This is a genomic window from Streptomyces misionensis (assembly GCF_007896895.1).
Classification (GTDB): Bacteria; Actinomycetota; Actinomycetes; order Streptomycetales; family Streptomycetaceae; genus Streptomyces; species Streptomyces misionensis_A.
The window spans coordinates 1-8,915 of record NZ_VOGW01000096.1 but is presented as its reverse complement, the minus strand read 5'-3'; the positions used below and the strand labels follow the sequence as shown (position 1 = coordinate 8,915).

The 8,915-nt window shown below is 72.1% G+C and carries 7 protein-coding genes; 2 read left to right on the top strand and 5 right to left on the bottom strand.

The window, feature by feature from the left end:
- The 3 genes from FRZ03_RS16565 to pdhA form a co-directional block, all read right to left on the bottom strand.
- Window positions 1-628 (bottom strand): biotin/lipoyl-containing protein (locus FRZ03_RS16565; protein ID WP_261399168.1); only part of this gene is annotated, 628 nt, incomplete at its 3' end.
- 11 nt (window positions 629-639) lie between these two features.
- Window positions 640-1,617 (bottom strand): alpha-ketoacid dehydrogenase subunit beta, encoded by a 978-nt coding sequence (locus FRZ03_RS16560; RefSeq protein ID WP_146465930.1) that lies wholly within the window; start codon window positions 1,615-1,617, stop codon window positions 640-642.
- 1 nt (window position 1,618) lies between these two features.
- Window positions 1,619-2,875: a pyruvate dehydrogenase (acetyl-transferring) E1 component subunit alpha gene (pdhA, locus tag FRZ03_RS16555; protein WP_146465929.1), complete on the bottom strand. Its 1,257-nt coding sequence runs from the start codon at window positions 2,873-2,875 to the stop codon at window positions 1,619-1,621.
- Between the two features lie 467 nt (window positions 2,876-3,342).
- Here pdhA and FRZ03_RS16550 point away from each other — a divergent pair, with 467 nt between their 5' ends.
- A complete protein-coding gene (locus FRZ03_RS16550; RefSeq protein ID WP_146465928.1) occupies window positions 3,343-4,344 on the top strand; it encodes a phosphotransferase in 1,002 nt (333 codons plus the stop codon).
- Between the two features lie 13 nt (window positions 4,345-4,357).
- Here FRZ03_RS16550 and FRZ03_RS16545 read toward each other — a convergent pair whose 3' ends face one another.
- Window positions 4,358-5,989 (bottom strand): protein kinase domain-containing protein, encoded by a 1,632-nt coding sequence (locus tag FRZ03_RS16545; protein WP_146465927.1) that lies wholly within the window; start codon window positions 5,987-5,989, stop codon window positions 4,358-4,360.
- A gap of 337 nt (window positions 5,990-6,326) precedes the next feature.
- Here FRZ03_RS16545 and FRZ03_RS16540 point away from each other — a divergent pair, with 337 nt between their 5' ends.
- Complete coding sequence (locus FRZ03_RS16540) at window positions 6,327-7,961, top strand: protein kinase domain-containing protein (RefSeq protein ID WP_146465926.1); 1,635 nt, start codon at window positions 6,327-6,329, stop codon at window positions 7,959-7,961.
- Window positions 7,962-8,066: 105 nt separating this feature from the next.
- Here FRZ03_RS16540 and FRZ03_RS16535 read toward each other — a convergent pair whose 3' ends face one another.
- Window positions 8,067-8,609 (bottom strand): bacterial proteasome activator family protein, encoded by a 543-nt coding sequence (locus FRZ03_RS16535; RefSeq protein ID WP_146465925.1) that lies wholly within the window; start codon window positions 8,607-8,609, stop codon window positions 8,067-8,069.
- Between the last annotated feature and the right edge of the window lie 306 nt (window positions 8,610-8,915).

Here is an 8,915-nt window from a genome sequence, read left to right as displayed (position 1 = left end):
GCTCGGGCGTGGTCACCGGTGTGGCCGCCGCGTGGACGTCCTCGCGGGTGATGACGCCGTCCGGGCCGGACGGGGTGACCGTGGCCAGGTCGACGCCGAGGTCCTTGGCCAGCTTGCGCACCGGCGGCTTGGCCAGCGGGCGGGAGCGGTCGGCCACGGGGGCGTGGCCGTTCAGCTCGGCCTGGACGGCCTGGGCCGGCACCGGGACGGTGACCTCGGGCCCCTTGCGGGGACGGCGCTTGGTGGAGGACGTCGACACGCCGTAGCCCACCAGGACCGGCTGGCGGCCCTCGGCCTTGGGCTCCTCGGCGGGCGCCGCGGGGGCCGCCGACGCCTCGGGCTCCGCGGGGGCCGGAGCCGGGGCCGCGCCCGCGATCTCCACCGCGATGATGGCGGTGCCCACGTCGACCGTGGTGCCCTCGGGGAAGCGCAGCTCGCGGACCACGCCGTCGTAGGGGATGGGCAGTTCGACGGCCGCCTTGGCGGTCTCGACCTCGCACACCACCTGGCCGTCGGTGACCGTGTCGCCCGGCTGGACGTACCACTTGAGGATCTCGGCCTCGGTGAGGCCCTCGCCCACGTCGGGCATCTTGAACTCGCGTACGGACGCGTCCGTCATCGTCGTCACGACCCTCTCCCTCAGTACGCCAGCGAGCGGTCGACGGCGTCGAGCACGCGGTCCAGGTCCGGCAGGTACTCCTCCTCCAGGCGGGCCGGCGGGTACGGGGCGTGGTAGCCGCCGACCCGGAGCACCGGGGCCTCCAGGTGGTAGAAGCAGCGCTCGGTGATCCGGGCGGCGATCTCCGCGCCGGAACCGAAGAACACCGGGGCCTCGTGGACCACGACCAGGCGGCGGGTCTTCTCCACCGAGGCCTGGACGGCGTCGAAGTCGAGGGGGGAGACCGAACGCAGGTCCAGGACCTCCAGCGACTTGCCCTCCTCGGCGGCCGCGGCGGCGGCCTCCTGGCAGAGCTTCACCATCGGGCCGTACGCCGCCAGGGTCAGGTCGGTGCCCTCGCGGACCACCTGGGCCTTGTGCAGCGGGGCGGGGATGGCCTCGACGTCCACCTCGGTCTTGTCCCAGTAGCGGCGCTTGGGCTCGAAGTAGATCACCGGGTCGTCGCTCTGGATGGCCTGCTGCATCATCCAGTAGGCGTCCGAGGCGTTCGAGGGGCTGACGACCTTCAGGCCGGCCACGTGCGCGAACAGGGCCTCGGGGGACTCCGAGTGGTGCTCGACCGCGCCGATGCCGCCGCCGTAGGGGATGCGCACGACGACGGGCATCTTGACCTTGCCCAGCGAGCGCGCGTGCATCTTGGCGAGCTGGGTGACGATCTGGTCGTAGGCCGGGAAGACGAAGCCGTCGAACTGGATCTCCACCACCGGCCGGTAGCCGCGCAGGGCCAGGCCGATCGCGGTGCCCACGATGCCGGACTCGGCGAGCGGGGTGTCGATGACCCGGCTGTCGCCGAAGTCCTTCTGGAGGCCGTCCGTCACCCGGAAGACACCGCCGAGCTTGCCGACGTCCTCACCCATGACCAGGACCTTGGGGTCGGCCTCCAGGGCGCGGCGCAGCGACTCGTTGATGGCCTTGGCCATCGCCATCTTCTCGGCCATCTCAGTGACCCCCTTCTGCGTCCGCGAACGACGCCTGGTAGGCGGCGAACTGGGCCCGCTCCTCGTCGACGAGCGCGTGCCCGTCCGCGTACACGTTCTCGAAGATGGCGAAGTGGTCCGGGTCGGGCATGGCGCGGACCGCTTCGCGCACCCGCTTGCCCAACGCCTCGGACTCGGCCTCGAGTTCCTCGAAGAATCCCTCGTCCGCGTGGTTCGAGGCCTCCAGGTAGCGGCGAAGGCGCAGGATCGGGTCCTTGGCCTCCCACGCCTGGCGCTCCTCGTCGCCGCGGTAGCGGCTCGGGTCGTCGGAGGTGGTGTGGGCACCCATGCGGTAGGTGAACGCCTCGACCAGGGTCGGGCCCTCGCCGTTGCGGGCGCGCTCCAGGGCCCACTTGGTGACCGCGAGGCAGGCGAGCACGTCGTTGCCGTCCACGCGCACGCCTGGGAAGCCGTAGCCCTGGGCGCGCTGGTAGAGCGGCACCCGGGTCTGCTTCTCGGTCGGCTCGGAGATCGCCCACTGGTTGTTCTGGCAGAAGAACACCACGGGCGCGTTGTAGACCGCGGAGAAGGTGAAGGACTCGGCCACGTCGCCCTGGCTGGAGGCACCGTCGCCGAAGTAGGCGATGACCGCCGAGTCCGCGCCGTCCTTGGCCACGCCCATCGCGTAGCCGGTGGCGTGCAGCGTCTGGGAGCCGATGACGATCGTGTACAGGTGGAAGTTGTTGCTGTTGGGGTCCCAGCCGCCGTTGTTCACGCCGCGGAACATGCCGAGCAGATTGGTCGGGTCCACGCCACGGCACCAGGCGACGCCGTGCTCGCGGTAGGTCGGGAAGACGTAGTCGTCCTCGCGGGTGGCGCGGCCGGAACCGATCTGGGCGGCCTCCTGCCCCAGCAGGGAGGCCCACAGGCCCAGCTCGCCCTGGCGCTGCAGGGCGGTGGCCTCGGCGTCGAAACGGCGGGTGAGCACCATGTCGCGGTAGAGGCCGCGCAGGTCTTCGGGGGTGAGGCCGGCGACGTAGGAGTCGTACTCGGCGTTCTTGACCCGCTTGCCCTCCGGCGTCAGAAGCTGCACGAGAGCGGGCTCGGTGCTCTTCTTGGCGCCGCGCGCGGCGCGCGGGGCCCGGGTCGTGGTGGTGCTGGTGGTGCGCTTGGCGCCGGTGGCTCCGGACTTCGTCCCGGCGGTGCCGGTCTTGCTGCCGGTGGTGCCGGCTTTGCCTGCGGCGCTGCGCTTGCGCGCGGCACTGCTGTCCACGGTCACGTGTGCTCCTCCGTCGTTCCGGCCCCCGGGGTTGCCGGTAGGCCAGTGCGGCTCACCTGTTCCGACCACCGGGCACGGGGTGGGTGCCACTCGGCCGGGAACAGGCGTGACAGGTGCCCCGGCGAGCGCCCTGCAACCATTACGTTACCCAGTGCTCCACAATTCTGTGAAACCCCACCTGACCTGCGATTTTGCTTGGATTTCCAAGTAAATCGAGATGGTGCGGAAGCGTGCTGGTCACAGCCTTGTGGCAAGGCCGGAGCACCCGCACGTTATCCCGCTCACCCAGGTGACGGGAAGAGTCGGCGATGGATACCGGAATTCACGCGGGCGTTCACGGCGGTACACCCTGTGACCGAATGCGATCGGCACTGACTTACTGTGACAAGCCCCAGCTCACAGGCCCTTTTCCGTGCCCTAGCATCTCCGGCGTGCCGCGCCCTTGTGTACCACCCCCCGTGCCCCCTGTGGGCCCCCTTCTCCGCCTTTACGACACCGCCGGTACCGCTGTCGCCTGCGAACCGGTCGACCAGGGCCTGCTCAATCGCGGCTACCGGCTGTGCACCACACGCGGCCGCTATTTCCTCAAACACCACTTCGACCCCGACACCGCCGACCCGGCCGCCATCGAACGCCGCCACCGGGCCACCCAGCGCCTGGCCGCCCTCGGCGTCCCGGTCGCCGTGCCGCTCGCGCACCGCGAGGGCCGCACCGTCGCCGTGATCGGCGGCCACGCCTACGCCCTGCACCCCTGGATCGACGGCGGACACCGCCACGGCGCCCAGCTCACCCGCGCGGAGAGCGCCCGCCTCGGGGCGCTGCTCGGCGCCGTGCACGCCTGCCTGGAGCGCGTGATGCCGCCCAAGGGGCGCACCCGCCCGGCCACCGCCCCGCATCCCGTGGAGAGCGCCGATCCGGCCGACACCTTCGACCTCATCGGCAGGCTGCTCGCCCGGGTGCGCAGGCACCGCCCCGCCGACGCGTTCGACGCGCTGGCCCGGCACCGGCTGCTGGAGCGGCGCGCGCTGCTGGAACGGCACGCGGACCGGCGCCCGCCGCCCGGCGGCCCGGTCGGCTGGGTGCACGGCGACTTCCACCCGTTCAACCTGCTCTACAAGGACGGTGCCCCCGCGGCCATCGTGGACTGGGACCGGCTCGGCGTGCAGCCGCGCGCCGAGGAGGCGGTACGCGCCGCCGCGATCTTCTTCGTCCGCCCGGAGGGCACGCTGGACCTGCCGAAGGTACGGGCGTACGCCCGCGCGTACCGGCGCGCGGCGAGCGCCACGCCCATGGAGCTGACGGCGGCCGTGCACCGGGTGTGGTGGGAACGGCTGAACGACTTCTGGATGCTGCGCTGGCACTACGAGCGCGGCGACACCCGCGCGGACTGCCAGTTCCCGGCCGCCTCCGCGCTCGCGGTGTGGTGGACCCGGCGGTACGACGCGGTGTGCGACGCGTTCACCGGGTGACCGGAGGCGTCCCTCAGCCGGTGGGCAGGCCCGCCCCGCCGGCCGACAGACCGCCGTCGTTGGTGCCGCCGCCGTTGGCGCCCGCGTCCGTGCCGCCGTCCGTGCTGCCGCCGTCCGCGCTGCCGCCGTCGCCGGTCCCCGCGTCCGCGCCCCCGCTCGACGGGTCCGCGGGCTGCGAGGCCGTGCTCTGCGGGGCGGTCGGCTGGCCGGTCGGGCCGGTGTTCTGCGGCTGCGAGGGGGTGTACGACGGCGTGTAGGACGGCTGTCCCCAGCCCGATCCGGAACCGGTGTCCGACCTGTTGTCGGTGGCGGTGTCCGCGGGCTGCCCGCTGCTGTCGTCGGACGGGCTGGTGGACGCGGAGTCGTCCTTGGTGCTCTTGGTGTGCGTCGCCGGCGGCTTGGTGTCGCTGCCGGAACCGCCGCCGGTGTCCGTGCCCTTCACCGCCAGCGCCACGCCCGCGGCGATGGCGATGACCGCGAGCACGGCGAGGATCCACAGCTTGCCGCGGCCGCTGCCCTTGTTGCCGTGCCCCTCGAAGCCGCCGTCGTCGCCGCTGCCGTAGCCCTGGGGCAGCAGCGGCTGCGGGATCTGGGCGGTGCCGGCGCCGTCCATGGCGTGCGGCATGACGGTCGTGCCCGCGAAGCCGCCCGGCGGGGTCTGCCGGCCGTCAGGCGCGGTCACCGGGCCGGTGTTCCAGGTGCCGGTGTGCCCGCCCTGGTCGTAGAGCATCTGGAGGCCGTACTGGACCAGGCCGCGCATCTCCTCGGCCGTCTGGAACCGGTCGTCCGGCTCCTTGGCGAGCGAGCGCATGACCAGGCCGTCCAGCTCCGGCGGGCAGGCCTGGAGGACCTGCGACGGCGGCACCGGCGTGTCCTGGACGTGCTGGTAGACCACCGACAGCGGGGTCTCGCCGGTGAACGGGGGTCGCAGCGCGAGCAGTTCGTACAGCAGGCAGCCGGTCGCGTACAGGTCGGAGCGGTGGTCGACGGCCTTGCCGAGCGCCTGCTCCGGGGAGAGGTACTGGGGGGTGCCCATGACCATGCCGGTCTGGGTCATGGTGGACTGCGCGCCGTGCAGGGCGCGGGCGATGCCGAAGTCCATCACCTTGACGGCGCCGCTGTCGGTGATGATCACGTTCGCGGGCTTGATGTCGCGGTGCACGATGCCGTGCTGGTGCGAGTAGGCGAGCGCCTCCAGGACACCGGAGACGATGATCAGCGCCTGCTCCGGGCCCGGCGCCTCCGCGTTGATCAGCAGATCGCGGATGGTCCGGCCCTCGACCAGCTCCATGACGATGTACGGCACGGACTGGCCGTTCACGACATCCTCACCGGAGTCGTACACGGCCACGATCGCGTGGTGGTTGAGTCCGGCGACCGACTGTGCCTCGCGCGTGAAGCGGGCCTTGGAGACGGGGTCCTCGGCCAGGTCGGCACGGAGCAGCTTGACCGCGACCGTACGGCCCAGACGGACGTCCTCGGCCGCGAAGACCTCGGCCATGCCGCCCCGGCCGAGCCGGTGCGTGAGCCGGTACCGGCCGTCGCCGACAAGCCCTCCGTTGCCCCACGCCTCCGGCGCGTCCGACATGCCGCCGCCAGACGCCTCGGGGTCGGACGGGCCCTGGGCGCGCTGCGTCTGTGCCATCAGTCCTCGCCGTCGTTTCTGCCCGCGGTGCGCGCGGTGTTGTCACGGTCTCCGTCGGCCACGCTACAGCCTCCGTGGGGGCCACCGGTCCGGAACCGGAACCGGGACCAGCCAAGCGACGGACCGGCCATGAAACCCCCAGCAAGGGCCGTCGTGCAAATTGTGTGTGCCGGTCGTACGCCCCCTGTAACGCTTGCGCGACGCTTCTTGCGCGTACGGTCACGGAACGGGCACCGCGCTTGACGTGTCCGGGGCCTGGGGCAGACTTGGCCGGGAATGACACATTCGATCAAGGCCTGCGCGAAGAGCCAGGACGGCCGACGGGGGACGCGGAGAGATGAGCCAGGACGGCGCACACGGCCGGTACGCGGGGCAGGCGCTGGCCGGTGGCCGCTACCAGTTGCGCGACTTGCTCGGCGAGGGCGGCATGGCCTCCGTGCACCTCGCGTACGACGCCGTGCTGGACCGCCAGGTCGCGATCAAGACACTCCACACCGAACTCGGCCGGGAACAGGCCTTCCGCGAGCGCTTCCGCCGCGAGGCCCAGGCCGTGGCGAAGCTCACGCACACCAATATCGTCTCCGTCTTCGACACGGGCGAGGACGACCTGGGCGGTCTGGCCACGCCGTACATCGTCATGGAGTACGTCGAGGGCCGCCCGCTCGGCTCGGTGCTCGAGGAGGACATACGGCAGTACGGCGCCATGCCTGCCGACAAGGCGCTGAAGGTCACCGCCGACGTGCTGGCGGCGCTGGACATCAGCCACGAGATGGGGCTGGTCCACCGCGACATCAAGCCGGGCAACGTGATGATGACCAAGCGCGGTGTGGTCAAGGTCATGGACTTCGGCATCGCCCGCGCCATGCAGTCCGGCGTGACGTCGATGACGCAGACCGGCATGGTCGTCGGCACCCCGCAGTACCTCTCGCCCGAGCAGGCGCTCGGCCGCGGTGTGGACGCCCGCTCCGACCTGTACTCGGTCGGCATCATGCTGTTCCAACTGGTCACCGGGCGTCTCCCGTTCGACGCGGACTCCCCGCTGGCGATCGCGTACGCGCATGTGCAGGAGGAGCCGGTCGCGCCGTCCTCCGTCAACCGCGCGCTGCCCCCGGCCGTGGACGCGCTCGTCGCCCGCGCGTTGCGGAAGAACCCGAACGAGCGCTTCCCGACCGCCGACGCCATGCGCGAGGAGTGTCTGCGGGTCGCCGCCTCCCTCCAGGCGGCCGCGCCGAGCATCGTGCCCGGCGCGGGTCCCCGGCAGAGCGGCTCGGGCGTCGGCTCCGCGGTGTTCCCGCCGGTCGACCAGGCGCGGCAGACGCCGCCCGGGCCGGTGCAGACCCCGTACCAGCCGGGCCCCTACGGCCCCGGCGCCCCCGCTCCGGTCGCGCCCGCCCCGGCCTACGGCTATCCGCAGCAGGCCGGCTACCAGACGCCTCCGGCGGGCTACGGGCCGCAGACCCCGCCGCCGTACGCCCAGGCGCCGCAGACGGCCGTGCAGGGGCCCGGGCGGGGCTCCGGCGGCCGGGGCAACAAGGCAGTGATCATCGGCGCGAGCGTGGTGTCGCTCGCCGCGGTCGCCGGCCTGATCGTGGCGCTGACCTCGAACAGCGGCGGCGATGACGACACAGGCGGGCGCGGTGGCGCCTCCGCCTCGGCCGCCGCCTCCCACCGGCCGGGCTACCGGGGGCCGGACACCACCCGGGTGATCGACAAGACGAAGTGCACGGAGCCGGAGGAGTCCTACGACGACCCCCACAAGATCCGGCTGCCCGACTTCCGCTACAAGGACCTCGACTCCGTCAAGGCGTGCTTCCAGGCCGCCGGCTGGCAGCTGAAGGTCAAGAAGGTGGACGACAACACCTGGGGGGACGGCACCGTGATGGACCAGTTCCCGTCCCAGGGCACGGATGTGAACGCCAAGGACCCGGGCACCATCGAGCTGAGCGTGTCGACGGGCAATCCGCCGCAGTGACGCGCAGGTGAAAAGGGCCCGGCGCAGGTGCGCCGGGCCCTTTCGCGTGTTCGAGGGCCGGACCTGGAGGCAGCGGGCCGTCAGGCAGCAGGCCCGGTCGCAGCACTAGAGGTAGGGACCGCCCGAGCGGCCGCCGGCCTGGTGGTCGTCGCCCTCGGGGAGAGACACACCAGGCGGGAGCGCCCGGCGCATCTGCTCCAGCTGGGCGCGGGCGGCCATCTGCTGGGCGAACAGCGTGGTCTGGATGCCGTGGAAGAGGCCCTCCAGCCAGCCCACCAACTGGGCCTGCGCGATCCGCAGTTCCGCGTCGCTCGGGGTGGCGTCGTCGGTGAACGGCAGCGACAGCCGCTCCAGCTCCTCGACCAGTTCCGGCGCCAGACCGTCCTCCAGCTCCTTGACCGAGCTGGCGTGGATCTCCTTCAGCCGCACCCGGCTGGCCTCGTCGAGGGGAGCCGCACGCACCTCCTCCAGGAGCTGCTTGATCATGCTGCCGATCCGCATGACCTTGGCGGGCTGCTCGACCTGCTCCGTGACCGGGGTCTCGCGGGAATCGTCGTCCCCGGTGCCTCCGCCGAGCGCCATCCCGTCCTGGCCCACGACGAGGATCTGGGGGTTCTCGGGCGACCGTTCGTTCCTCGGCATCTCCATGCCGTCATTCTCTCGCACCCGCCCACCTCATCACCGGGGCGCCCCCCGGATCGGCCGAACCGCCGTTTAGACCCGTCGGCCCAATCCGGAATGCCCGGTGAGTCGGTGAATGTGAGGCTGTTTCCGTCGGTTCATCCATCGATCACGGCTCACGCCGGCTGGGCTCCGGGAGGTCACCGACGTGACTCCATGGCTGCGACTCACCCACCGCTGTCTGCGGCTGCTGGTCGTCCTCGTGACGGCCCTGCCCGCCTACGGCGCCACCACCGCGTACGCCGGCCCCGGCACCCCGCGCTCCTCCACGCC